The 23,367-nt window shown below is 63.3% G+C and carries 24 protein-coding genes and 1 pseudogene; 13 read left to right on the top strand and 12 right to left on the bottom strand.

The window, feature by feature from the left end; translation table 11 throughout:
* Positions 1-7: 7 nt before the first annotated feature.
* The 3 genes from AC1RT2_RS24250 to AC1RT2_RS24240 form a co-directional block, all read right to left on the bottom strand.
* Positions 8-157 (bottom strand): hypothetical protein, encoded by a 150-nt coding sequence (locus tag AC1RT2_RS24250; protein ID WP_493106211.1) that lies wholly within the window; start codon positions 155-157, stop codon positions 8-10.
* A gap of 93 nt (positions 158-250) precedes the next feature.
* Entirely contained in the window at positions 251-562 is a 312-nt protein-coding gene (locus AC1RT2_RS24245; RefSeq protein ID WP_493106014.1) for an NAD(P)H-binding protein, read from the bottom strand.
* 53 nt (positions 563-615) lie between these two features.
* Positions 616-1,272 (bottom strand): O-methyltransferase, encoded by a 657-nt coding sequence (locus AC1RT2_RS24240; RefSeq protein WP_493106012.1) that lies wholly within the window; start codon positions 1,270-1,272, stop codon positions 616-618.
* A 91-nt stretch (positions 1,273-1,363) separates the two neighbouring features.
* Here AC1RT2_RS24240 and AC1RT2_RS24235 point away from each other — a divergent pair, with 91 nt between their 5' ends.
* From AC1RT2_RS24235 to AC1RT2_RS24185, 11 genes are all read left to right on the top strand, one after another.
* A complete protein-coding gene (locus AC1RT2_RS24235) occupies positions 1,364-2,002 on the top strand; it encodes a TetR/AcrR family transcriptional regulator (RefSeq protein WP_493106010.1) in 639 nt (212 codons plus the stop codon).
* Between the two features lie 292 nt (positions 2,003-2,294).
* Complete coding sequence (locus AC1RT2_RS24230; protein ID WP_493106008.1) at positions 2,295-3,287, top strand: LLM class flavin-dependent oxidoreductase; 993 nt, start codon at positions 2,295-2,297, stop codon at positions 3,285-3,287.
* A gap of 22 nt (positions 3,288-3,309) precedes the next feature.
* On the top strand, positions 3,310-4,659 hold the full coding sequence (locus tag AC1RT2_RS24225) for an LLM class flavin-dependent oxidoreductase (protein WP_493106006.1): 1,350 nt from the start codon (positions 3,310-3,312) through the stop codon (positions 4,657-4,659).
* Between the two features lie 16 nt (positions 4,660-4,675).
* A complete protein-coding gene (locus AC1RT2_RS24220; RefSeq protein ID WP_493106004.1) occupies positions 4,676-5,863 on the top strand; it encodes a M20 aminoacylase family protein in 1,188 nt (395 codons plus the stop codon).
* 22 nt (positions 5,864-5,885) lie between these two features.
* A complete protein-coding gene (locus AC1RT2_RS24215) occupies positions 5,886-6,428 on the top strand; it encodes a GNAT family N-acetyltransferase (protein WP_493106002.1) in 543 nt (180 codons plus the stop codon).
* A gap of 33 nt (positions 6,429-6,461) precedes the next feature.
* Positions 6,462-8,240: an amino acid ABC transporter permease/ATP-binding protein gene (locus AC1RT2_RS24210; RefSeq protein ID WP_493106000.1), complete on the top strand. Its 1,779-nt coding sequence runs from the start codon at positions 6,462-6,464 to the stop codon at positions 8,238-8,240.
* Positions 8,241-8,319: 79 nt separating this feature from the next.
* Positions 8,320-9,264: an ABC transporter substrate-binding protein gene (locus tag AC1RT2_RS24205; RefSeq protein WP_493105998.1), complete on the top strand. Its 945-nt coding sequence runs from the start codon at positions 8,320-8,322 to the stop codon at positions 9,262-9,264.
* A 73-nt stretch (positions 9,265-9,337) separates the two neighbouring features.
* Positions 9,338-10,276 carry an ABC transporter substrate-binding protein gene (locus AC1RT2_RS24200; protein ID WP_493105996.1) on the top strand — a complete coding sequence of 313 codons (939 nt, stop codon included), beginning with the start codon at positions 9,338-9,340 and terminating at the stop codon, positions 10,274-10,276.
* A 15-nt stretch (positions 10,277-10,291) separates the two neighbouring features.
* Positions 10,292-11,368 carry an LLM class flavin-dependent oxidoreductase gene (locus AC1RT2_RS24195; protein WP_493105994.1) on the top strand — a complete coding sequence of 359 codons (1,077 nt, stop codon included), beginning with the start codon at positions 10,292-10,294 and terminating at the stop codon, positions 11,366-11,368.
* The gene (locus tag AC1RT2_RS24190) at positions 11,369-11,965 is read left to right on the top strand and encodes a 2-hydroxychromene-2-carboxylate isomerase (protein WP_493105992.1); all 597 of its coding nucleotides are present in this window, start codon (positions 11,369-11,371) and stop codon (positions 11,963-11,965) included.
* A 26-nt stretch (positions 11,966-11,991) separates the two neighbouring features.
* Positions 11,992-13,182: a cystathionine beta-lyase gene (locus AC1RT2_RS24185; RefSeq protein WP_493105990.1), complete on the top strand. Its 1,191-nt coding sequence runs from the start codon at positions 11,992-11,994 to the stop codon at positions 13,180-13,182.
* Between the two features lie 79 nt (positions 13,183-13,261).
* Here AC1RT2_RS24185 and AC1RT2_RS24180 read toward each other — a convergent pair whose 3' ends face one another.
* A complete protein-coding gene (locus tag AC1RT2_RS24180; protein ID WP_493105988.1) occupies positions 13,262-13,582 on the bottom strand; it encodes a 4Fe-4S dicluster domain-containing protein in 321 nt (106 codons plus the stop codon).
* Positions 13,582-15,192 carry an FAD-dependent oxidoreductase gene (locus tag AC1RT2_RS24175; RefSeq protein WP_493105986.1) on the bottom strand — a complete coding sequence of 537 codons (1,611 nt, stop codon included), beginning with the start codon at positions 15,190-15,192 and terminating at the stop codon, positions 13,582-13,584. The genes AC1RT2_RS24180 and AC1RT2_RS24175 overlap by 1 nt, the downstream gene beginning before the upstream one ends.
* An 86-nt stretch (positions 15,193-15,278) precedes the next feature.
* Between AC1RT2_RS24175 and AC1RT2_RS24170 the strand changes: the two genes are divergently transcribed.
* On the top strand, positions 15,279-16,085 hold the full coding sequence (locus tag AC1RT2_RS24170) for a phosphate/phosphite/phosphonate ABC transporter substrate-binding protein (protein WP_493105984.1): 807 nt from the start codon (positions 15,279-15,281) through the stop codon (positions 16,083-16,085).
* Here the strand turns inward: AC1RT2_RS24170 and AC1RT2_RS24165 are convergent.
* From AC1RT2_RS24165 to AC1RT2_RS24145, 5 genes are read right to left on the bottom strand one after another with little or no spacing between them, the layout of a single operon-like run.
* Complete coding sequence (locus tag AC1RT2_RS24165) at positions 16,067-17,020, bottom strand: oligopeptide/dipeptide ABC transporter ATP-binding protein (RefSeq protein ID WP_493105982.1); 954 nt, start codon at positions 17,018-17,020, stop codon at positions 16,067-16,069. The two genes, AC1RT2_RS24170 and AC1RT2_RS24165, sit on opposite strands and share 19 nt — an antisense overlap.
* On the bottom strand, positions 17,020-17,994 hold the full coding sequence (locus tag AC1RT2_RS24160) for an ABC transporter ATP-binding protein (protein ID WP_493105980.1): 975 nt from the start codon (positions 17,992-17,994) through the stop codon (positions 17,020-17,022). Before AC1RT2_RS24160 ends, AC1RT2_RS24165 begins: the two co-directional genes overlap by 1 nt.
* Complete coding sequence (locus tag AC1RT2_RS24155; protein WP_493105978.1) at positions 17,991-18,824, bottom strand: ABC transporter permease; 834 nt, start codon at positions 18,822-18,824, stop codon at positions 17,991-17,993. Before AC1RT2_RS24155 ends, AC1RT2_RS24160 begins: the two co-directional genes overlap by 4 nt.
* 2 nt (positions 18,825-18,826) lie before the next feature.
* A complete protein-coding gene (locus tag AC1RT2_RS24150) occupies positions 18,827-19,804 on the bottom strand; it encodes an ABC transporter permease (protein ID WP_493105976.1) in 978 nt (325 codons plus the stop codon).
* A 42-nt stretch (positions 19,805-19,846) separates the two neighbouring features.
* Positions 19,847-21,412 carry an ABC transporter substrate-binding protein gene (locus AC1RT2_RS24145; protein ID WP_493105974.1) on the bottom strand — a complete coding sequence of 522 codons (1,566 nt, stop codon included), beginning with the start codon at positions 21,410-21,412 and terminating at the stop codon, positions 19,847-19,849.
* A 244-nt stretch (positions 21,413-21,656) separates the two neighbouring features.
* Here AC1RT2_RS24145 and AC1RT2_RS24140 point away from each other — a divergent pair, with 244 nt between their 5' ends.
* Positions 21,657-22,682, top strand: a complete 1,026-nt coding sequence (locus tag AC1RT2_RS24140; protein ID WP_493105971.1) for a fatty acid desaturase — start codon at positions 21,657-21,659, stop codon at positions 22,680-22,682.
* A 135-nt stretch (positions 22,683-22,817) separates the two neighbouring features.
* On the opposite strand, the pseudogene AC1RT2_RS24135 reads toward AC1RT2_RS24140, so the two are convergent.
* A pseudogene (locus AC1RT2_RS24135) lies at positions 22,818-22,931 on the bottom strand (arsenical resistance protein ArsH); the annotation flags it as partial.
* A 55-nt stretch (positions 22,932-22,986) separates the two neighbouring features.
* Positions 22,987-23,367, bottom strand: coding sequence for an arsenate reductase (glutaredoxin) (gene arsC / locus AC1RT2_RS24130; RefSeq protein WP_493105969.1), 381 nt, complete (start codon positions 23,365-23,367; stop codon positions 22,987-22,989).

Below are 23,367 nucleotides of genomic sequence, written 5' to 3'. Positions count from 1 at the left end.
GCGCCTTCTAGATCGCGAGGTTCCAAGTGGGGATGTCATCGGTCTCCTTGCCGACAACGAGCGGTGCCGCCATGGTCTCGATCGCGGCGGCCACGGCCGGCGCGCAGAAATAGGCGAACGCCTCCCCCCAACCGACCAGGCCGTCCTCGTTCTCCAGCGGCTCGGCGTGATGCCCTCCCCGCGGCCACCGTCCTCGAAGGGGATTTCGGCAAAGATCGTTTTCAGGCTAGTGATGCGGGCCATGTTTCACTCACACTTTCTGGCTTTTCACGCGGCCAACGAGCTGCGACGGATCGACGAAACGCAGCGCGATCAGGAGGCCGGTCATGATGAAGTCATGGTTGAAGGCCGTGTGGATGACGGCATCTGCCGTCGCTGCGGCTTCGCGCAGGATATCAAGGTCATCGAGCGAGCCCTGGATAATATCGGCACCGGAGGCGACAAGATGCGCTGCCTTCTCCATGGAGCGTGCGAGGCCGGTGACCTGGTGGCCGGCGCTCAAGAGGTCGTCCACGATGGCCGAACCCACCCAGCCGGTGGCGCCGGTTACGAATACGTGCATGGTGTTTATCCGATCTTTGAGAGTTGTCTTTTAGAGTAAGGGCAGCGGCGGATTTATCCGACCCGCATGGACAGTTCGACATCCTCCGCGAAAGGCACGGAGATGAAGCCTGACCCGGCTGGACGGACATGGGCGAGGTAATCGGGAGAATCGTCGGCGTTATCCGCGACGATCAATGCGCCGGGCTTGAGACGACTTTCTACTAGGTCCAGGACCTCGCGATAGAGGGACTTCGCTCCATCGAGCAGCAGCAGATCGATCGTTTCGGGAAGGTCGGCGGCGAGCGTCGTAAGCGCGTCACCTTCCCCGATTTCGACAAGGTCGATAAGGCCGCCATCAGCGAGGTTTTGACGCGCCCGTGCAATCTTCGAGGGTTCGAACTCGCTGGTCACCAATCTCCCGCCACCATTGTCCCGCAGCGCAGCCGCAAGGTGGAGCGTCGAGATGCCGAACGATGTGCCGAACTCCACGATCGACTTTGCGCCGCAACTGCGGGCCAGCATGTAGAGCAGCCTGCCCGTTTTGGGCGATACCGGAAGCCAGAGATCCTTCAACCGCTCGTAGAGATCGAGATACTCCGTCTTGCTGCGCAGGAGACGGTCGCGCTCGTCGCGCGAAAGCGCGGCCATCGCCGGGTTTGATGGCGCGTCAGCCTCCACGAACAGGCGGTCGAGAAGCGGTGCGAGAGGTGCCGTCGTCAGCGTGGTCATGAAAGTCTCCGTGTCAGGAAAGCGACTTGTGTTGGCAGCGAAAATACGAATAATTCGTCGCATTCTCTAACCGCATTTGACGAGTGCCCTGATGACGGATCGCCCAAGTGCCCGTATATCCTCGAGAAAACAGCCGCGGCAGGCGCGTTCCAACGAGCTTGTCCAGGCCATTTTGCAGGCTGCTGTTCAGGTTTTGGCAGCGGAAGGGGCGCAGAGATTCACCACAGCCCGTGTGGCCGAAAAAGCCGGCGTGAGCATCGGATCGCTCTACCAGTATTTTCCGAACAAGGCCGCGATCCTCTTTCGGCTGCAAACCGATGAATGGCAGCAGACCACGGATCTTCTGCGGCGCATCCTCGACGACCGTTCGCAATCGCCATTCCAGCGGTTGCGAACCCTCGTCCATGCCTTCATCCGATCCGAATGCGAGGAGGCGACGGTCCGCGTTGCGCTCGATGACGCCGCCCCGCTCTATCGCGATGCGCCTGAAGCGCGAGAGGCAAAGGAAGCGGGCGACCCGTTCTTCGGCAATTTCATGCTCGAAGTGCTTCCCCACAGCACCGATACCGGCCGGCAACTGGCCGCCGACTTGATCATGACGACGATGAGCACTGTCGGTAAGGAGTTTTCGGAGAGGCCTCGGAGCCTGTCCGAGATAGAGGCCTATGCCGATGCCATGGCTGACATGTTCTGCGCTTACATTGATAGCCTGACTGAAAGAAAACCATAGACGGTCGGTGCGCCGGAGCGATCTCTCGATCTACGCAGCAGCACGCGTCTCTCGTCCGAACACCGCGTTCCATAGCTGCGGTTCGCACCTTCGCATTTTGGGATCGGTCATCGTGGATTTTGGCTCATCGCGCTTGAGGCGACTGAGCCACCGCGTCCAGACAAGTGCCGGAAACTTCTGCCATCAATGAACAACGATTTTTCGCATCCAATCGCGCGAAGAGAATGTCGTACCTTAATTTTCCATAAAAACTATAGACTATTAATGCATCTGTCTCAGCACTGGTGCGTTCATGTCCTATCATCTCAGCCTCCTCGACAAAAGCCCGGTCGAATCCGGCCAGACCACTGCAGAAGCGCTGCAGACGACGGTGAAGCTTGCTTTGAGAGCGGAAGCACTGGGCTATCACCGGTACTGGGTGGCGGAACACCACAATATGGCCGGTCTCGCCAGTTCGGCGCCCGAGGCGCTGATCGCCTATCTTCTGGCAAGGACCTCGCGCATCCGCGTTGGCTCCGGCGGCGTCATGTTGCAGCACTACAGCGCCTACAAGGTCGCCGAAACGTTCAATCTTCTGGCCTCGCTAGCGCCCGGGCGGGTCGATCTCGGCGTCGGCAAGGCGCCCGGCGGTTTTCCGGTGTCGACCAACGCGTTGCAGGCGGCCGTCGATCCTGTGCGCAAGCCGAAATTCGACGACCAGCTTTCCGATCTCAACCGCTACCTGTCGGTCGCGCCCGATGCGACGGATCTCGCGGCGACGCCGGTCCCGACCATAGCGCCCGAGCGCTTCCTGCTCGGCGCCAGCGTCGAAAGCGCCAGGCTTGCGGCAGACAAGGGCTGGCAGTTGGTCTTCGCCGGCCATCTGAACGGCGACCCGGAAAACCTGCGCAAGACCTTCGAGGCGTATCGCGAGGCGAGCGGCGGCAAGGCGCCGATCCTGGCGCTGGCGGCCTTTGTGGCGGAGGACGAGGCGCAGGCGCGCGAGCGTGTTTCGGGGCTCCGGATCTTCAAGGTTTTCCTGTCGACCGGCCAGAGCGTCAATGTCGGCAGCGAGGAGCAGGCGGCGGAGTTCGCGCGGCAATCCGGCGTCACCGATTACCGTGTCGAGGAGAAGGTGCCGAGCATCCTGCATGGCACGCCGGCGCAGGTGCGCGCCGAACTCGACGATCTCCACCGCCGCTACGGCGTCTCCGAATTCATCATCGAAACACCGGCGCTGACAGCGGCCGAACGCTTCCAGTCCATCGAGCTGCTGGCCAAGGAGCGCCTGTCGCTCGCGGCCTGAATTTTCCGGAAAGGATGATCCCATGTCCCAGAAAAACGTCACTTTCGGCATCATGCTGCAAGGGCCGGGCGGCCACATGAACGCCTGGAAACATCCCAGCGGACCGGCCGATGCGAGCGTCAATTTTCCCTTCTTCGTGGAGACGGCCCGTAAGGCCGAAAACGCCGGCATCGCCTTCGCTTTCGTCGCCGACGGTCTCTACATCAACGAGCAGTCGATTCCGCATTTCCTCAACCGGTTCGAGCCGATCTCGATCCTCTCGGCGCTGGCCGCATCGACCTCGAAGATCGGCCTCGTCGGAACGGTTTCGACCTCCTACAGCGACCCTTTCACCGTCGCGCGCCAGTTCGCCACGATCGATCTGATCAGCGGCGGCCGGGCAGGGTGGAATGCCGTGACGACGCCGCTCGAAGGCTCGGGCCGCAATTATAGCCGCGAGCACCCCGAACACGAGCTGCGCTACGAGATCGCCGACGAATATCTCGGTGTCGTCAAGGGCCTGTGGGATTCCTGGGATGACGACGCCTTCCTCCGCGACCGCGAGACGGGCGTCTATGTCGACAAGACCAAGCTCCGCCGGCTCGGCCACAAGGGGCGGTTCTTCCGCGTCGAAGGGCCGCTCAATATCGGTCGCTCGAAGCAGGGGCAGCCGGTCGTCTTCCAGGCAGGCGCGTCCGATTCCGGCGTGAAGCTCGCCGGCAAACATGCCGATGCCGTTTTCACCAATGGCGGGCCGTTCGAGGATGCGGCGGTCTTCTACAAGCAGGTGAAGCAGAGCGCGATCGCGCAGGGCCGCCGCGCGGCCGACGTGCGCATCTTCCCCGGTATCGCCCCCATCGTCGGCGCGTCGGCCGAGGAGGCGGAGCAGAAATACCTGTCGATCCGCAATCTCGTGACCGTCGAAGAGGCGCTGCTCTATCTCGGCCGCTTCTTCGACCACCATGATTTCAGCGCCTATCCGCTCGACGAGGCCTTTCCGGAACTCGGCGATATCGGCAAGAACAGCTTTCGCGCCACGACCGACCGCATCAAGAAGACGGCGCGCGAGCAGAACCTCACGCTCCGCGAAATCGCGCTCGACGTCGCGACGCCCCGCACCGCCTTCATCGGAACGGCCGACCATATCGCCGACGAGATCGTCCGCTGGGTCGATGGCGGTGCCGCCGACGGCTTCATCCTCGGCTTCCAGGTGATCGCCGAAGGCCTCGACGATTTCGCAGCGCATGTCCTGCCCGTCCTTGCGGCCCGCGGATATTTCGACCCGTCGCTCGAAGGCCAGACGCTGCGCGACCATCTGGGCCTGCTTTACCGCGAAAGCCGCTATGCGGCCGGCGAGGACGCCGTCGAACCCGGAAAGGCGGTCGGCGCGTGAGCGCCGGGGAAAAGTCATGAACGCTATTACACCTCCCTCGCGCCTCAGCGATCCCGTGGAACAGGGCATCGCTGCCTTTCTCGACGAGATCGTCGCGCTGCGCCGCGACCTTCACCAATATCCGGAGCTCGCCTTCCAGGAGCGTCGCACCAGCAAGCTCATCGCCTCGCAGCTCTCCTCCTGGGGCTATGAGGTGACGACCGGCATTGCCGGGACGGGTCTTGTGGCAACCCTTTCGAACGGAAAGGGCGAGCGCCGGCTCGGCATCCGCGCCGATATGGACGCGCTGCCGATCGAGGAGGCGACGGAGCTTACCTATGCCAGCAGCAATCCCGGCGTCATGCATGCCTGCGGGCATGATGGCCATACGGCGATCCTGCTCGCGGCCGCCCGCTATCTTGCGCAAACCCGCGCGTTCAACGGCACGCTGCACCTCATCTTCCAGCCCGCGGAGGAGATCGGCGCCGGTGCCCGGAAGATGCTTTCGGAAGGCCTGTTCGAGCGCTTCCCGGTCGATGCGGTCTTCGGGCTGCACAACTGGCCGGGCGTGCCGGCTGGGCAGTTCGGCTTCGTGCCCGGCGCGGCAATGGCCTCGGTCGACCAAGCCAATATCCGTATCGTCGGCAGGGGTGGCCATGGCGCCGAGCCGCAGAATGCCGTCGATCCGGTGGTGGCGACCGCGTCCCTCATCACGGCCTTGCAGAGTGTCGTCTCCCGCAATGTCGATCCGCAGGAGATGGCCGTGGTGACGGTCGGCTCCATCCATGCCGGCTCCGCCTCGAACGTGATTCCTGAAAGCGTCGAGCTGAAGCTGACGATGCGGGCCTTCACCGAAGGCGTGCGGGAGCAACTGCGCGCGCGCATTCCAGCGCTCGCCCGGGCGCAGGCGGAAAGTTTCGGCGCGGTGGCGGAGGTGGACTACCGCCTCGGCTTCCCCGCCCTGATCAACGATGCCGGCTCGACCGTGCTGGCGCGCAAGGTGGCGCTCGATACGTTCGGCCCGATGCAGGTCGAGGAAGGCTTCAAGCCGCGCACCGCAAGCGAGGATTTCGCCTTCATGTTGCAGGCGCAGACGGGAAGCTACGTCTTCGTCGGCAATGGCGACACGGCGCCGCTGCACAGCGCCCGCTACGATTTCAACGACGCGATCATCGCGCCCGCCGCCCGCTACTGGGTGCGCCTCACCGAAACCTTCCTCCAGTGACGTCAGCAACAGGACCGGCGACATGAGCGATACGTTCCTCTACACCACGCCTCTCGATCCCCGCGCCAAGCCGCTGATCGACGAACTGACCTACGAATATGACAAGCGCTACGGTTCCTATTTCAGCGAGGCGGGCGCCGTCGAGGAGATGAACCGCTATCCGGCCGAGGCCTTCGCGCCGCCCTACGGCAACTTCCTGCTTCTGCTGCGCAATGGCGAGGCGGTCGGCGGTGGTGCCTTCAAGCAATACGATGATCACACCGCCGAGTTCAAACGCATCTGGACGCGCTCCGACCTGCGCCGCCAGGGGCTTGCGGTCAAGGTGCTGATCGAGCTGGAGCAGCAGGCGGCGCGGCAGGGCTATTCGCGCATCTACCTGACGACCGGTTTTCGCCAGCCGGAGGCCGTCGGCCTCTATCTGAAATATGGCTACACCGCCCTTTTCGACGTGGATGCCGACCCGGAAATCTACAAGTCGCTGCCCTTCGAAAAACAGCTCGGCGCGCATGCGGCGGCCGTCATTCCCGTGCAGCCATCGCTGCAGCTTGCAGCGGATCACCGCTGACCGGCTTGCGACTAAAACCATAAGGGGAAGATCATGGCACTCACGACAGATTTCGCCGGGATCGGGGTCGATCACCGATCGGCCGAACATCAAAAGCAGGATTATTCGCGCTACCGCATCGTGCCCGCCCGCCATCCCGGTCGCCTGGTGGGAACGGTCTTCGCCGCCGTCGTCATCGCCGCCGTGCTCTATTCCACCTCTACCAATCCGCGCTGGGGCTGGGGTGTCTTTGCCGAATGGTTCTTCGCTGAGCCGGTCCTTGCAGGGCTCGGCAGGACGCTGCTCCTGACCGCACTTGCCACGATCTCCGGCTCCATCCTCGGCACGGCGCTGGCGCTGGCACGGGTTTCCAAATCGCCGCTGCTCTCCAGTCTTTCCTGGGGTTACATCTGGCTGCTGCGCTCGATCCCGCTGATCGTGCTGCTGCTGGTGCTCAACAATCTCGGTTATCTCTACGAGACGATCCGCATCGGCGTGCCGTTCAGCGATACCGTGCTGGTCGACTATCCGATGGTGCAGCTCGTGACGCCGTTTGGTGCCGCCTTCCTGGGGCTGACGCTCAACCAGTCGGCCTTCTTCGCCGAGATCGTGCGCGGCGGCATCCTGTCCGTCGACCAGGGGCAGCATGAGGCCGCCGCCGCTCTCGGTCTGCCACGTCACCGGCAGGCATTCCGCATCGTGCTGCCGCAGGCGATGCGCTCGATTCTGCCGACCGGCTTCAACGAGATCATCGGCTTGGCCAAGAGCACGTCGATGGTCTACGTGCTCGCGCTGCCGGAGTTGTTCTACACCGTCCAGGTGATCTACCGCCGCAACCTCGAAGTCATCCCGCTGCTGATGGTCGCGACCGCCTGGTACCTCGTGATCATGACGGTGCTGTCGATCGCCCAACACTATATCGAGCGCCATTTCTCCAAGGGCGCCGTGCGCAATCCGGTGCCGCTGCCCTTCCAGTCCTTCCTCGCCCGCTTTCGCGGGCCGGCATTGCCGGAGACCGTGGCTGTCCCGGCGATCCGTCATGCCGGTTTCCAGGATGCGGCGCAGCTGCGCACCGGCGGCACCGTGCGGATCCAGAAGATCTCGAAGAGCTTCGGCCCGCTGAAGGTGCTCGACAATGTCGACCTCATCCTGCCGGCCGGAAGCGTCACGGCCATTCTCGGCCCGTCCGGGTCCGGCAAATCGACGCTGCTGCGCACCATCAACCATCTCGAACGGGTCGACAGCGGGTTCATCGCCATCGATGGCGAGCTGGTCGGCTACAGCCAGAAAGGCGATACGCTCTATGAACTGAAGGAAAAGGACATCCTGAAGCGCCGCGCCGATATCGGCATGGTGTTCCAGAGCTTCAACCTCTTTCCGCATCTGACCGTGCTCGAAAACCTCATAGAGGCGCCGATCCAGGTGCGCGGAACGAGCCGAGAGGAGGCGATCCGCTTTGCCGGCGAGCTTCTCGCCCGCGTCGGCCTCAGCGACAAGATCAACGCCTACCCCCGCCAGCTCTCCGGCGGCCAGCAGCAGCGCGTCGCGATTGCCCGCGCGCTCGCCCTGAAACCCAAGGTGCTGCTCTTCGACGAGCCGACCTCCGCGCTCGATCCGGAACTCGTCGGCGAAGTGCTCGATGTTATCAAGGAACTGGCGCGCACTGGCACGACGCTTGTCATCGTCACCCACGAGGTCGGCTTTGCCCGCGAAGTCGCCGATACCGTCGTCTTCATGGAAGAGGGGCAGATTCTCGAAACCGGTACGCCGGCACACATCTTCAGCCGGGCCGACCACCCGCGAACACGCGAGTTCCTCGCAAAAGTCCTCTAGCAAAATTCCAGGGCCGGAAACGGCGACGGAATGGAATTGACCGCAAACACAACCACAGGATGAAAAAAGGAGACGGGACATGACATTTCTTCACAAGGCAAAACTTCTGATGGCAGGTGCGGTCGCGGTGACGGCGCTTGGTCTGGCGACGGCACAGGCGGCTGAAAAGTTCGACCTCAGCCCGGACACGTCCAACCGTGTGCGCGCGGAAAAGAACGAGGAAGCGATCAAGGCGCTCTCGCCCGACTTCAAGTTCGTGACCCCCGGCAAGTTCACCGTCGCCATCAATGCCTGGGATCCGCCGATTGCCACCTTTGCAAACGATGCGAAGACGATCGTCGGCGCCGATCCCGATCTCGCGACGCTCCTGGCGGATTCGCTGGGGCTGGAGGTCGAAATCGTCTCGGTCGCCTGGGCAGACTGGCCGCTCGGCGTGTCTTCCGGCAAGTACGACGCTGTGATCAGCAACGTCACGGTCACCGAAGAGCGCAAGGAGAAGTTCGATTTCTCCACCTACCGCAAGGACGTGCTCGGTTTCTACGTCAAGGCTGACAGCCCGATCACCGAGATCAAGGATCCGAAGGATGTCGCCGGCCTGAAGGTCATCACCGGTGCCGGCACCAACCAGGAGAAGATCATCCTGGAATGGGACCGCCAGAACGTCGCCGCTGGCCTGAAGCCGGTTGAAGTCCAGTATTTCGATGATCGCGCGGCCGCCGAGCTGGCGCTGTCGTCGGGCCGCGCGGATGTCGAGTTCAACCCCAATGCGACGCTGGCCTATGGCTCGGCCGTCAAGGGCCAGACCAAGCTCGTCGGCATCGTCAGCGGCGGCTGGCCGCTGACCGCCGAGATCGCCGTCACCACCCGCAAGGGCGCCGGCCTTGCCGATGCGATAACGGTCGCGATCAACGGCCTCGTCAAGAGCGGCAAGTATGGCGAGGTGCTGAAGCGCTGGAACCTCGAAGCAGAAGGCATCGACCAGTCCTTCACCAATCCGGCCGGCCTGCCGAAGAGCGGCTCCTGATCTCCCAAGCATCAGGACCGGCGCTGCTTGCGGCGCCGGTTCGAACGGCATTCCATAGCATGGAGACGATGACATGACATCCAGACCGGCTTTCCGCACGCTCGCGCTCAGCGCGCTTGCATCCATCTTCGCCCTGATCGGCCCGGCGCACGCCGAAGAGGCCTTCGACCTCAGCCCGCAGCAGGCTGGCCGTATCCATGTGGAGCGCAACGACAAGGCGATTGCCGCCATCGCCCAGGATTTCACCTTCGTCACGCCCGGAAAATTCACCGTTGCGGTGAGCCCCGGTGGCCCGCCGCTCGCAACCTATGCCATCGATGCCAGAACCGTCGTCGGTGCCGATCCGGACTATGCGTCCGCGGTGGCCGAGAGCCTCGGGCTGGAACTGGAGCTTGTACCTGTCGCCTGGATCGATTGGCCGCTCGGCCTGACATCCGGCAAATATGATGCCGTCATTTCCAATGTCGGCGTTACCGAGCAACGCAAGGAAAAATTCGATTTCTCCACCTACCGGCAGGGCCTGCACGGCTTCTTCGTAAAGTCCGACAGCCCCATCGCCGCGATTGCCGAGCCGAAGGATGCGGCGGGCCTCAGGATCATCGTTGGTGCCGGCACCAACCAGGAGCGCATCCTGCTGCGGTGGAACGATCAGAATGTCGCCGCCGGCCTGAAGCCGCTGGAGCTGCAATATTACGACGACGAAGCCGCAAGCCTGCTCGCTGTGTCCTCCGGCCGGGCGGATGTGATCGTGCAGCCGCATGCGCAGCTCGTCTACATCGCGGCTCGCGATCACAACATCAAGCGCGTCGGCACCCTGAGCGCTGGCTGGCCGGATCGTTCGGACGTTGCGATCGCAACGAAAAAGGACAGCGGACTGGCGGAAGCGTTGACCGTCGCCACCAACGGCCTGATCGACAGCGGCGTCTACGCCAAAATTCTCGATCGCTGGCAGCTGAGCGAGGAAGCGCTGCCCAAATCGGAGACCAATCCGCACGGCCTGCCGAAATCCTGAGCGAAAGACAATACGATGAGCCTCCCAAGACCCGCCATCCGCCATATCGGCTTTCTTTCGCCGGGCAATTATCCCGCTGATGATCCGCTGTCAGGGCTTGAGAAGACGCTGCAGCTCCTCGAATTCGGCGAGGCACTGGGTTTCGAAAGCGCGTGGGTCCGCCAGCGGCATCTGGAACCCGGCATTTCGTCAGCAACGGCGTTTCTCGCGGCCGCGACGCAGCGGACGAGCCGTATCCAGCTCGGAACGGCTGTCATTCCGATCGGCTATGAGAGCCCGTACCGGCTGGCCGAAGATCTTTCGATGGTCGATGTGCTCTCAGCCGGGCGCTTGAACGTAGGCTTGAGCGCCGGTCGCCCGCTGCATGCCGATCTCATCGGGCCGCTTGCGTTCGACGGAGACTGGGAGAGCTATGATTTCTCGCACGAACGGGTGCTGCGCTTCGTCGAAAACCTTCGCAGTCCCCTGATCGGCGACGATAGCACATTCATCAAGACGCCCTTCGGCCCCCAGCGGCCGCGGTTGCAGCCCCATGCCAGAGGGCTGACGGATCGTATCTGGTACGGCGGCGGTTCGCTGCGGTCTGCTGGCTGGGCGGGGCGGAACGGTTTCAACCTCCTGATCGGCAATGTCACGACGGGCGAAGACACCGATGACTTCTTCGTCGCACAGCTGCGCCAGCTTGAAACCTACAGGGCAGCGGCCGAGGGCGGCCGACGGGTTGCGCTCGGCCGCGTGATCGTGCCGCTGGATGGTGCCGACGCGAAAACGCGAAAGCGCTATCTCGACTATGCGGCGGGGCGCACCGAACGCACGCTGACCCCGCAGGGCGAGCGGCGAACGCTCTACGCCCAAGACCTCGTCGGCACGTCCGATCAGATCCTCGAGCGGCTGTTTGCCGACCCGATCCTACCGCATGTCAGCGAACTGCGGCTCGAGCTTCCCTATGAATTCGAGGACGAGGAATACCGCCAGATCGTGCACGATTTCGTCACGCGCATCGCCCCGGAACTCGGCTGGTCCAGGCGCCCGCCGGAGAGCGGCGTGAACAACAACAGGCCGCTGGTGCCTTCGCGAGCAGGGATTTTGTAAGTGACGAAAACAGTCGATTATTTCTTCTCCATCGGATCGCCCTGGTCTCACCTCGGCTTCGACACCTTTGTCGATCTCGCCGCCCGTAGCGGCACCCGGATCAGGCCCTATCTCACCACCGTCATAGAAGAGAACGGCGGCATCTTTTCCCGAAACCGCCCGGATATACGCCGGGCCTATGGTACACGCGATCTGCAGCGGTGGGCGCGCGCCCGCGGCAAGCCTCTGCTGCTCGATAACAGGCAGGACCTGAGCGACCCGACGCCGGCATCGTTGATCGTGATTGCCGCCCTGCTTGACGGGCAGGACTGGATCGCGCTGACAAGCGCCTTGCAACATGCTTTCTGGGCCGAGGCAAAGGACATCGGCAATCCGCATGTTCGCGAGGCCATCGCGAGCGCCTCGGGCTTTGACGGCTCGGTGTTGGGCCGGCGGGAAAGTGATGAAGACGTCAGGGCAAAATGGTCGGCTGATCGAAGCCATGCGGCTGCGAGTGGCGTCTTCGGTTTCCCGTCCTATCGCTATGATGGCGAACTCTATTGGGGACAGGACAACCTGCCTTTCCTGGAGCGCCATCTGGCCGGTGAGCGGCCCTGAAATCAAATGCCGAGGAGGGTATTTTCATGAACGACAAAGCAGACGCTGCCACGCAGCAAGGCCCACAAACGCGCCTGGTCAGGTCGGGATACGATTCCGTCAGTCAGCGTGCTTTCATCAATCCCCCGGTCGTGCACGGTTCAACCGTGCTGTTTCCCGATGCGCATACAATGGAGACGCACGGGCAGAAATATACCTACGGCACCCGCGGAACGCCGACGACGGATGCCCTTTGTGCGGCGATCAACGAACTGGAGGGTGCCGCGGGCACCATCCTCGTCCCGTCCGGTCTTGCCGCCGTCACGGTTCCGCTGCTTGCCTATCTCTCATCGGGTGACCATGCGCTGATCGTCGATTCCGTCTACGGCAATGTCCGAGAGTTCTGCGATTCCATGCTGCCGCGTTTCGGTATCGAGGTGGATTATTATGATCCGGCAATCGGGGCCGAAATCGAGGGCTTGTTCAAGCCCAACACGCGCCTCGTGCACACCGAGGCACCTGGATCCAACACGTTCGAAATACAGGATATTCCTGCGATCGTTGAAGCAGCCCATCGCCATGGCGCGATCGTGACCATGGACAATACCTGGGCGACGCCGCTTTACTTCAAGCCACTGGATTTCGGCGTCGACGTTTCCATTCAGGCTTCCACCAAATATCCCGCCGGTCACGCGGATATTCTGTTCGGGACGGTGTCTGCCAACGCCCGGCACTGGCCGCTTCTGAGAAAGGCGAACGGCTTGCTTGGCCTGTGTGCTGCACCTGATGATACCTATCAGGTCCTGCGTGGTTTGCGCACGCTCGGTGTTCGCCTCGATCGCCATCAGGCAAGCGCTCTCGACATTGCCAGATGGCTTGAAAGCCGCGCCGACGTCGCGCGTGTGCTGCACCCCGCGCTGCCGAGTTTCCCTGGCCACGATATCTGGAAGCGCGACTTCAAGGGTGCCAGCGGCGTCTTCTCCTTTGTTCTTCGCGTCGAGCATGAAGAGCAGTTCAAGGCGAAGGCCCAGGCTTTTTTGGACACGTTGTCCATCTTTGGCTTGGGGTATTCCTGGGGTGGGTTTGCGTCCCTGGCGCTTCACGTATCCCTGAACGAGCGCAGGGTGACGACGGCGCCGACCGATGGACCTGTGCTGCGCCTGCAGATCGGGTTGGAGGATACCGACGACCTCAAGGCGGATCTCGATCGGGCATTTGCAGCCGCTCGCGCCCTCTAGCCGGGCGGCCGATCCCGCTGGCAGCCCTTGATGGGCTTGCCGGCGGGCACTTGCAGCCTTTGTCCTGTCGTGCCGGCCGCTATTGCGGCAGACGGAAATGGTCGTCGATGTAGCGGCGGTCACGCGTCTCCTTGTGCCAGCCGATGGCTTTTCTGTAGCTGCCGAAGAGATTGCCGGCACGCACGCCTTCCACGGTCAATTTATGCACGGCCTCGGCATCCGGATCGACATAGAGCGCATCCACGGGGCAATAGAGTTCGCACATGAAACAGGTCTGGCAGGAGTCTTGCCGCAGGATCAGTGGCGGGCCGTCGGGCACCGCTTCGAAAACATTGGTCGGGCAGACCTGGACGCAGAGATTGCAGTCCGTGCAGGCATCGGTATCGAGAACTTCGATCATTACTCCGCTGCCTCCGCATATCCGGCAGATCGGATCGGTTCCGACCGCACCAAGATTGCCTCAAGACCGCTCAAGACCAGGCGGTGATGCTGTTGAGGGTCCTGCTGGGGAAAATCATCGCGCCGGTGCATGCCGCGCGTTTCGGTGCGCGCCAGGGCCGCGCGGTACATGAAGCGCGCCGTCGCCACCATCGCCTGGGCCTGACGCAATTGCAGGGCGGTCGCCTCGTCCGCCGTTGCCGTCGCAACATCCTCCCACAGGCCATCAAGCCGCTTGAGAGACGATGAAAGCCCGGCGTGAGTCCGGAAGTAGTTGATGTCGAGTGGAAAGACCTCGTCCTGGACCGCCTTGATGATGGCTTGTGGGTCTAGGGTGCTTGGGTGGCTTGCAACTGTTGAAGGGGTCCCCGCCGTTTTGTTGGCGGCGTTGGTGTTGCCGAGGGCAAAGGCTGCCGCCGACGCGCCGGCGAAGGTGCCGGAGGCGATTGCCCAGGCGGCGTTGTGGCTGCCGCCGCCGGTGAAGCCACCGCAGATCGGCTCGCGGGTGGCATTGTCGCCGGCGGCATAGAGGCCGGGGACGGTGGTGGCGCAGTCGAGTCCGGTCAGTCGAAGGCCGCCGGTGCCGCGAACGGTACCTTCGAGGCGCAGCTTCACCTCGAAGAACTCGGTGAAGGGGTCGATGCCGCGCCGGTCGAACGGCACGAAGAAATTCGGCTGCGCGCGCCGCAGAATCGCCCTGACCTCATCGGTATCCGTGAGATCGAGCCGGGCATAGACGGGTTCCGTGAGCAGCATGCGCGCGATGATCGAGCGCCCGCGGGCGGACCCTGCGCCTTCGATCAGGCTTCCGTCCTTGTGGTAGAATTGCGCGAAGCGATAGAGCGCCGTCTTGGTGATCGAGGCGAAGGCCGGCGATATGGCGTAGGCGGAGGAGAATTCCATGCCGGAGAGTTCGGCGCCCGCTTCCGCGCCCATCAGGTAGCCGTCGCCGGTCAACACGTCGCAGCCGAGCGCCTTGCTCATGAAGGCGCAGCCCCCGGCCGCAAGCACAACCGCCCCGGCGCGGACCGTCCAGTGCCCGCCCGCCTGCCGGCGCAGCCCGCTTGCGCCCACGACGTTTCCACGGTCCGTCAGCAGATGGGTGCCGGGATGGTGATCGAGAACGGTGACGCCGGCATTCTTCACCCGGCGCCGCAACAACCGCATATATTCCGGTCCCTGCACGGAGATGCGCTGCTGGTCGCCCTCCTCGTTGCGGGGGAAAGGATAACCCCAGTCCGCCAGGCGATTGACGCTTTCAAAGGTCTTGTCGAGGACGGGTACCATCCACGCGCGGTCGGAAAGATAGCCGCCCATTGCCTCGCGGCTTGCCATCGCCGTTTCGCGTTCTGCCGGGTTCGGCGGCACATACCAGATCTGGGTGCCGGCGGAAGCAGTGGCGCCGGAACTGCCGCAGTACCCCTTGTCGACCAGCACGACCCTTGCCTTGGCGCCGGCCGCTTCGAGGGCTGCCCAGCATCCCGCCGGGCCGCCGCCGATCACGAGCACGTCACAGGTGATCTCGGTTGCAGTTCCAGCGGTGGAGCCGGCGTCTTGCACGGGCAGCTTCATGGCAGAAATCCTTTCAGACAAGAAATTTTATTGCAGTTTAAATCTATGTATTGCATAGGTTTTTGAATTGTTTCCGGAGTTCGGTCATGCCCATTGCCAGCCTCGCCATGTATGTCAGCCCAGAGCCGGTCGCGCAGGCGACGCGGCTGTTCTGGGACGCTCTCGGCAAGCGCCTCCGGGACCTTGGGCTTGATGCGCCGGAGGCGCTTGACGACGATGTCCGCTACGACGAAGCGTGGCTTCGCCCGGACCTCCTGTTCGGCCAGACCTGCGGCTACCCCTACGTCCAGCATCTGCGCGGCAAGGTGCAGCTGGTCGCTTCGCCCGTGTATGGGCTTCCCGGCTGCGATGGCCCACTCAAATGCAGCTTCATCATCGTCAATGCAGCGTCCTCCGCACAGTCGATCGAGGATCTGAGGGGCGGGCGAGCCGCCATCAACGAGCCCGGCAGCAATTCCGGCTACAACCTCTTCCGCGCCTTTGTGGCGCCGCACGCGGTCGAAGGCCGGTTCTTCGCATCCGTGCTGGAGACCGGCGGCCATCGGGCGAGCATCGATGCTGTTTCGAGCGGGGCGGCCGATATCGCGGCGATCGACTGCGTGACCTTCGGCAACACCCTGCGTTTCGATCCCGAGCGCGTTGCGGGCGTGCGCATCCTGGCGGAAACGGCGAAGGGGCCGGGCCTGCCCTTCATCACGGCCGCGTCTACCCCGGCAAGGGACCTGGTGACCTTGCGCCGCGCGCTGGCGGAGACGATCGCCGATCCGGCACTTGCTGACGTTTGCGACACGCTTTCGCTGCGTGGCATCAGCCTGCTCGGCGATGCCGACTACGAGGTTTTGGCGGAGCTGGATCGATATGCTGCACGTCATGGCTACCCCGCCATCGCTTGAGGCAGGGCGGTCGGTTCCGCGGCGAGCGGAAAGTGGCAGGCGACACTGCGCCCATCTGTTCCCCCCTGAAGTACAGGCACCTCACCCGCGCATTTCGGCTGGGCAAGGGGACAGCGCTTGTGGAAGCGGCATCCGGACGGTGGATTGCTCGGGCTCGGCAATTCGCCCGACAGCACGATGCGCTCGCGTCGACGCTTGGGATCGAGCGTGAGGTTGGCGGCAAGCAGCGCCTGCGTATAGGGATGCGCGGGATCGCGAAACAGCGCGGCCGTCGGCCCGCTCTCGACGATCTGGCCCAGATACATCACGGCGACCCGATCGGTCACGCGCCCGACTACGTTGAGATTGTGGGAGATGAGCAGGTAGCTGAGCCCCAGCCGATCGCGGAGCGCCCGCAACAGATTGAGCAATTCCCCCTGGATGGAGATGTCGAGACCGGCCGTCGGTTCGTCGGCAACGATGATGGAAGGCTCGGCCGCAAGTGCGCGCACGAGCGCCACGCGCTGTGCCTGCCCGCCGCTCAGCTGGTGCGGATAGCGCGTGAAAAGCTGTTCGCCGAGGCCGATGCTGTCTGCGAGGGACGCGGTGCGTGCCCAACTCTCCGGCGTGTGCACCCCTTGGATTTTCAAGGGCTCGGCCAGGAGCGCACGCACGGTCATACGGGGCGAGAGCGAGGCGGCCGGGTCCTGAAACAGCAGCTGGATCCGGCGCTTGGTCGCGCTCTGGGGCAACGCCTCGCCTTCAACGATCAACGTGCCGCCTGCAAGCGGCTGGAGCCCGACGATGGCGCGCGCGACGGAGGATTTTCCACAGCCGCTTTCGCCGACGAGACCAAGCGTTTCGCCACGCTTGAGCTCCAGCGAAATGCCGTCGACGGCTGTCAGGCGATCGTAGCGGACCACAGCGTCCTTCAGGGTGAGAATGGGTGCTGCCATCACGCAGCCTCCAGCCAGCAGGCGAAAGCATGCTCGTTAGCGATCTGCCGGCGCGGTGGCTTTTCGCTGCAACGGTTGTGGCTTGCGGGACAGCGGCTGGCGAAGATGCAGCCTTCGGGCCGACGAGCCGGATCGGGCACGTTGCCGGGGATCGTCGCCAGGTCCTGCGCGGGATCGAACGCGGCGTAGGGGTCGATCTCGCAGGCCAGCAGCGCGCGGGTATAAGGGTGGCGCGGACGATGCAGAACATCGCGGACCGGGCCGCTTTCCACGACTGTTCCCGCATACATAACGATGACGCTGTCGCAGAGTTCGGCGATCAGCCCCATGCTATGGCTGACGATCAGCATGGAGGCGGCGGTGCGCTGTCTCAGCCGACGCAACACGTCGACGACCTGCGCTTCGATCGTCGCATCAAGCGCCGTCGTCGGCTCGTCGGCGATCAGCAGCTTCGGCTCGACCAGAAGCGCCATGGCGATCACCACACGCTGGCGCATGCCGCCGGAAAACTCGTGCGGGTAGCGGTGCATGCGCGCCGATGCATCCTGCACGCCGACATCGGCGAGTACGGTTTTGGCGCGCGCCCAGAGCGTACGCCGGTTATCCCTAGGAAACCGCCTGCGCTGGATATCGACGAGCTGGGTGCCGATGGTGAACATCGGGTTGAGCGCGGTCATCGGATCCTGGAAGATCATCGCGATGTCGGTGCCGCGCAGCGCCGTCGTCTCCTTGTCGGCGAAGGCCGTCTCGCGCCCGTCGAACAATGCCCGACGAGCGGAAACCTCGGCATTGTCGGCGAGCAGGCCGAGCATGGCGAAGGCCACGGTCGACTTGCCGCTGCCGCTTTCGCCGACCAGGCCGACGGATTGCCCGCGAGCGATCGTGATGTCGACGCCATCGAGGATGTGGGCCGCACGCCCGGCACCCCGGTACGACACGTTCAGGCCTTCGATGCTGACAAGCGGGTCCGTCACAGCACCCTCCTCAGCTTTGGGTCGAGTGTATCGCGCAAGGATTCGCCCAGCAGCGCGAAGCCGAGCGTGGCGAGGATCAGCGCCAGGCCGGAAAAGGTGGCAAGCCAGATCGAGCGGTCGAGATAGGTGTAGCCGTCGTTGAGCAGGTTGCCCCAGCTTGCCAGCGGCGGGCGCACGCCGAGGCCCAGAAAGCTCAAGCCCGCCTCGATGGTGATGACGACGGGGATGTCCATGCAGGCCAGCACGAAGATCGGGCCGATGATGTTCGGCGTGACGTGATGCAGCACCACCCGCCAGGCCTGTGCCCCGAGCACGCGCTCGGCCTCGATGAAGGGGCTGTTGCGGATCGCGATCGTCTGGGCGCGAGCGACCCGGCCAAAATGTGGAATGAAGACGATGCTGACGAGCAGCACGACGTTGCCGAGGCCGGGGCCGAAGACGGCGACCAGCGCCAGGGCCAGGATGATGCTTGGAAACGAAGTGACGATATCGAAGATGCCGACCACCACGAGGTCGATGGCGCGTGGCGAGAGCGCAGCCGCAATCCCGAGCGCCACACCGGTCGTCAGCGAGATGGCGATGACCGAGAGCGATATGCCGAGCGCGACGCGCGTGCCGTATATGATGCGGCTCAGGATATCACGGCCGAGATGGTCGGTTCCGAGCAGATGCTGGAACGACGGGTCCATCAGCCGGTTGGCCGGTGCGATGGCGTTCGGGCCATAGGGTGCGATGAGCGGTGCCGCGATCGCCACCAGACAGAGCAGCGTCACCGCAAGAAGCGCGAACGTGCCGCCGGGGCGACGGGAGAGATCTCGGAAGAGGTCCATTGTCATGCTCCTCTTCCGGAGACGAGGCGGGCGCGCTCGCGCGGATCGAGCAGGCTCTGCGAGAGGTCGGCAATGAGGTTCGTCAGCACATAGAGAAGCACGATGACGAAGACACCGCCTTGTACGACCGGGTAATTGCGCGTGCGGATGGCATCGTAGATCAACGAGCCGAGACCGGGCCGGTTGAAAATCACCTCGGCAAAGACCGCGCCGCCCAGAAGCTCGCCAAATCCCATGCCGAGCACCGCGACGGTGGGCAGGATCGCCGGCTTCAGCGCAAATTTCACGAGGATCTTCGTTTCGCTGACGCCATAGGCGCGCAGGGTGCGGATATGGTTTTCGCCGAGCACTTCCAGAAGCGAGGCGCGCAGAAGCCTGGCGATGTAGCCGATCCAGCCAGCGGCAAGGGCCGTGGTCGGAAGCACCAGATGCCACAGTTGGTCGCCGAGATCGCCGCTTTCGCCGGCCCCCAGTACGGGAAACCAGCGGAGCGTGACGGAGAAGGTCATCAACAGGAAAACCGAGACGACGAAACTCGGCGTCGAGATGAAGCCGACGCTCAGGAACGCGATCAGCCGATCCACCTTGCCGCCCGGCCAGCGGGCGGAGAGGAGGGCGAGCGGCACGCCCAAGGTAGTCGCGCAGAGCATGGCGGAGATCGCAAGGGCCGCGGTATTCGGCAGCGCGGATGAAACGAGGGTGAGCACCGATCGGCCGTTGAAAACATCTTCGCCGAGATCGCCGGATAGGAGTCGGCCGAAGAAGGCAAAGACTTGCTCGATCAGCGGTTTGTCGAGACCGATGCGGGCATTGAGGGCGGCGACGGCCTCGGGCGTGGCGCGCGAGCCGAGGATCACGGTGGCGGGGTCGCCGGGGATCAGGCGCGTCAGCGCCATCAAAAGAACGACGGAGCCAGCGACGGCGAGCATTGCCGTCGCCAGCTTGAAGGCGAGATGAATCTGGAGGGATACGCTTCTCATCGAAGCGCATCCCGATCCGTCAGTCCGGAAACAGCCACCGGATCAGGCCGTCGCTTCCGTGAAAGCGGTGTAGAGCCAGTTGTTGCCATTCGGCAGGACACCGGGCTTCAGCCACTGGCGCGAGGCGAAGGCGTTGAGGTTGTGGGTGATCCAGATGAAGGCGGCGGATTCGTCGAGCAACTTCTGTGCTTCGATATAGATCTGCTCGCGCTCGGCCGGGTCGACCGTCACGCCGCCCTTTTCATGCAGGGCGTCGAAATCGGCATTCTTCCAACGCTGCCAGTTCCACTGGCCCACCTGCGCGGAGGTGAACCACTGCGTCTGGAAGCCGGGATCGAACTTGCCGTTGTACTTGATCAGCGACAGTTCAAGATCCTTGCTGGCATCGTTTTCACCCAGCGCCCAATAGGCGGCGGATTCGAGCGCCTCGATCTCCACCTCGATGCCGACTTCGGCAAGATTGGCCTGGATGATCTGGGCAATCGCCTCGTAGCGCGCATTGGCCTCGATCGTCAGCTTCGTCTTGAAGCCGCCGGAATGGCCGGCCTCGGCGAGCAGAGCCTGCGCTTTTTCCAGGTCGCGGGCATGGACCGGTGCATCCTTCCAGTAACCGAGCAGCGTCGGCGCCAGGAGCGCGTTGGCGCGCGGATAGATGCCGGAATAGGCGCCCTGCAGGATCGCGTCGATATCGACGGCATGGCGGATCGCCTGGCGCACGCGGATGTCGTCGAACGGCGCCTTTTCGATGTTCGGGCCGAACCAGACATAATCGATGGCGGGAATTTCCGTCACGCTTGCATCCGGCAGGTCGGCGAGCGTCTTGCCGCTTTCAGGATCGATGGCGGTGAAGTCGATCTCACCCGACTGGAAGGCGATTTCTGCAGTCTTCTGCTCGCCGATCGGCTTGCCGACGATTTGCTGGAAATGCGGCTGGATCGGCCCCTTGTAGTCGGGGTTGATCTCGAGAATGAACTGTTCGCGCGGCGTCCACTCCTTCAGCACATAGGGGCCGCTACCGATCAGCTTCGTGGCGATCGCCTTTTCGCCGAGCGCTTCGAAAGCCTTTTTTGAAAGGATGCGGCCCGAGCCGTCTGCGAGCGCGATCGTATAGAGCGCCGGTGCCGGGTTCTTCAGGATGATGTGGCCTTCGAGCGGGCCGGTCACCTCGACGCGATCGAGCGCGGACCAGTCCTTGGCGTAGGTGACAGGCTTGCCTTCGGCATCCGGCTTGATGAAGCGCTCGAAAGAGAATTTCACATCTTCCGCCGTCAGGTCGCCGTAGCCGCCGGTAAAGGCAAGGCCGCCGCGTAGCTTGAAGCGGATTTCCGTATCCGACACCTGCTCCAGCTCTTCGGCGGCATCAAGCTCCCATTCGGTCGAGCCCGGCTTGAAGGAGATCAGGCCCTGTTGAACCGACCAGATGACGTTGAGATCGACGGGGCCGGAACGGTTGGCCGGATCCAGATTGGAAAGATCCTTGTCGACGCGCACGACGATCTTCGTGCGGTCCGCATTGGCAAAGGCGGGGTGAATGCCGCCGAGCGCCACGAGGGTTGCGATGGAAGCGCCGCCGACCAGCACCTGACGACGGGTGGGGTTGAATGTCATGGTTGTCCCTCCGGTATTGAGCAACCAGCCACGAGGCGGGGAGGGTGCTCGTCAATTTGATGGAGGGATTAGATCGAATATTCTATAAAATACATAGAATAAATATTTCACCACAATGCCGTTTTGCGCAACCCGTTTTTCCTTTTTCGCCTGTCTGCTGCAAAGCCATGCGGCGCGGCATCGGGCGCTCGGCTTTTATACTGACGCTTGAAATTGATCGCTTTTCTCCCGCCGGAACCAGTTCATGTCCAGCCGCCAGTCGCCTGATGCCCTTCCTTCGCAATCCACCCTATCCGCCATCACCCGCATCGAATGGCAAACGGTGGCGCTTGCTGTCGTGATCTATGGCGGCTTTTTCGCTGTGACGTGGTTCTGGCAATCGCTGCCCGTCGTGGCCGTGATCGCCCTCGGCGGCTGGCTGGTCGCCTGGCAGGGCTCGCTGCAGCACGAGGTCATCCACGGCCACCCCACCCGCAGCCGCGCCATAAATGACGCCATCGGCTGGCCGCCGCTCTCCCTCTGGCTGCCCTATGCGATCTATCGCGAAGGACACCTGACACATCATCGCGACGAACACCTGACCGACCCGATCGAAGATCCGGAATCCTCCTATTTCACCCAGGCGGCCTGGGAACGCATGGGCGGTATCGGTCGGCGCCTTGCCGCATGGAACACCACCTTGCTTGGACGGCTGACACTCGGCCCCCTCGTGATGATCGTGAACTTCCTCGTGCAGGAAGCGGCGGCCGTTATAAATGGCGACCGGCAGAAGGCGGCTCTCTGGGTGCGCCACGCAATCGGTATTGCCGCTGTCATGGTGTGGGTACTCGCCGTTTGCGATATGCCGCTCTGGCTCTATCTCTTCGGCTTCGTCTATGTCGGTGCAGCGCTTTCCAGGTTGCGGTCCTTTGCCGAACACCGCTACGCCGACCACCACGACGAGCGCACCGCAATCGTTGAAAACAGCCCGCTATTCGGCCTGTTGTTCCTTTACAACAATCTGCATGTGCTGCATCACAAGCGCCCTGGCATTCCATGGTACCGCATACCGCCGCTTTACCGTCGGCACAGGAGCGCGCTTATCGAGATCAACGGTGGCCTGGTCTACGATGGCTATCTCGACGTAGCCCGCCGTTTCCTGCTGAATCCGCACGATGAACCCCTTCACCCTCGCCACCAACTGTCCGATCGCGAGACTGTTGACGAAATGCCGGCGCGAGAAGAAACGCGGTTGGCCGACACCGGATTGGCAACGGCGCTGCGTGCCTGAAAGCGAGATACATCGCGATGGCCAGGTGGCGTCGGCGTAGTTCACGCGCCTTGCCGGTGGCAACCGCTGTGAGTGTGCGGATCGCGTGGGATCAGGCGATAGGGGGCCGCTGCCCATTCCCTGCGGCGGGGCCCCGGTATACGACACCTCACGCAAGGAGCCGTAAAGGATCAGGATACGGGGCTTGTGCGTCGAGACGACCGGGCGCAGGGCATCGAGATCGGTTGAGTGCACGTGCTGATCCTGCAAGGCGGGGAATGTGTCAGGCAATGCGCTTTCCTTCCTGGTCGAGGATCTGCTCGCCCTATTCCTTGAAGAACGGCGCCGTGAAGGTGTCGGGAAGGATGTCGAGTACGAGGTCGGAAGGTCGAGCGAGCCTGGTACCCAGCGGTGTCACGACGAACGGGCGGTTGATGAGGATCGGCGTCTCGATCATTGCGTCGAGCAGTTGCTCGTCGGTCACATCAGGATTGTCGAAACCGAGTTCGACATAGGGCGTGCCCTTCTCGCGGATCGCTTCCCGAACCGTCAGGCCGGCATCCGAGATCATCCTGGCGAGACGCTCGCGCGCCGGCGGGTCCTGGAGATACTCGATGACGGTGGGCTCGATCCCGGCGGCGCGGATCAGCGCCAGCGTATTGCGGGACGTCCCGCAGGACGGATTGTGGTAGACCGTGGCGTCCAT

The organism is Shinella sp. GW821-FHT11G07 (genome assembly GCF_058808115.1).
Note: the sequence above shows the minus strand (reverse complement) of the source record. Positions and strands in the feature narration are given on the sequence as shown.

What these genes read in the sequence shown, in the direction of transcription:
- AC1RT2_RS24245 (WP_493106014.1), bottom strand. Translation starts at nt 562, where the DNA reads ATGCACGTATTCGTAACCGGCGCCACCGGCTGGGTGGGTTCGGCCATC.
- AC1RT2_RS24200 (WP_493105996.1), top strand. Translation starts at nt 9,338, where the DNA reads ATGACATCCAGACCGGCTTTCCGCACGCTCGCGCTCAGCGCGCTTGCA.
- AC1RT2_RS24210 (WP_493106000.1), top strand. Translation starts at nt 6,462, where the DNA reads ATGGCACTCACGACAGATTTCGCCGGGATCGGGGTCGATCACCGATCG.
- AC1RT2_RS24145 (WP_493105974.1), bottom strand. Translation starts at nt 21,412, where the DNA reads ATGACATTCAACCCCACCCGTCGTCAGGTGCTGGTCGGCGGCGCTTCC.
- AC1RT2_RS24240 (WP_493106012.1), bottom strand. Translation starts at nt 1,272, where the DNA reads ATGACCACGCTGACGACGGCACCTCTCGCACCGCTTCTCGACCGCCTG.
- AC1RT2_RS24175 (WP_493105986.1), bottom strand. Translation starts at nt 15,192, where the DNA reads ATGAAGCTGCCCGTGCAAGACGCCGGCTCCACCGCTGGAACTGCAACC.
- AC1RT2_RS24235 (WP_493106010.1), top strand. Translation starts at nt 1,364, where the DNA reads ATGACGGATCGCCCAAGTGCCCGTATATCCTCGAGAAAACAGCCGCGG.
- AC1RT2_RS24215 (WP_493106002.1), top strand. Translation starts at nt 5,886, where the DNA reads ATGAGCGATACGTTCCTCTACACCACGCCTCTCGATCCCCGCGCCAAG.
- AC1RT2_RS24220 (WP_493106004.1), top strand. Translation starts at nt 4,676, where the DNA reads ATGAACGCTATTACACCTCCCTCGCGCCTCAGCGATCCCGTGGAACAG.
- AC1RT2_RS24205 (WP_493105998.1), top strand. Translation starts at nt 8,320, where the DNA reads ATGACATTTCTTCACAAGGCAAAACTTCTGATGGCAGGTGCGGTCGCG.
- AC1RT2_RS24155 (WP_493105978.1), bottom strand. Translation starts at nt 18,824, where the DNA reads ATGGACCTCTTCCGAGATCTCTCCCGTCGCCCCGGCGGCACGTTCGCG.
- AC1RT2_RS24230 (WP_493106008.1), top strand. Translation starts at nt 2,295, where the DNA reads ATGTCCTATCATCTCAGCCTCCTCGACAAAAGCCCGGTCGAATCCGGC.
- AC1RT2_RS24195 (WP_493105994.1), top strand. Translation starts at nt 10,292, where the DNA reads ATGAGCCTCCCAAGACCCGCCATCCGCCATATCGGCTTTCTTTCGCCG.
- arsC (WP_493105969.1), bottom strand. Translation starts at nt 23,367, where the DNA reads ATGGACGCCACGGTCTACCACAATCCGTCCTGCGGGACGTCCCGCAAT.
- AC1RT2_RS24225 (WP_493106006.1), top strand. Translation starts at nt 3,310, where the DNA reads ATGTCCCAGAAAAACGTCACTTTCGGCATCATGCTGCAAGGGCCGGGC.
- AC1RT2_RS24180 (WP_493105988.1), bottom strand. Translation starts at nt 13,582, where the DNA reads ATGATCGAAGTTCTCGATACCGATGCCTGCACGGACTGCAATCTCTGC.
- AC1RT2_RS24150 (WP_493105976.1), bottom strand. Translation starts at nt 19,804, where the DNA reads ATGAGAAGCGTATCCCTCCAGATTCATCTCGCCTTCAAGCTGGCGACG.
- AC1RT2_RS24165 (WP_493105982.1), bottom strand. Translation starts at nt 17,020, where the DNA reads ATGGCAGCACCCATTCTCACCCTGAAGGACGCTGTGGTCCGCTACGAT.
- AC1RT2_RS24170 (WP_493105984.1), top strand. Translation starts at nt 15,279, where the DNA reads ATGCCCATTGCCAGCCTCGCCATGTATGTCAGCCCAGAGCCGGTCGCG.
- AC1RT2_RS24185 (WP_493105990.1), top strand. Translation starts at nt 11,992, where the DNA reads ATGAACGACAAAGCAGACGCTGCCACGCAGCAAGGCCCACAAACGCGC.
- AC1RT2_RS24140 (WP_493105971.1), top strand. Translation starts at nt 21,657, where the DNA reads ATGTCCAGCCGCCAGTCGCCTGATGCCCTTCCTTCGCAATCCACCCTA.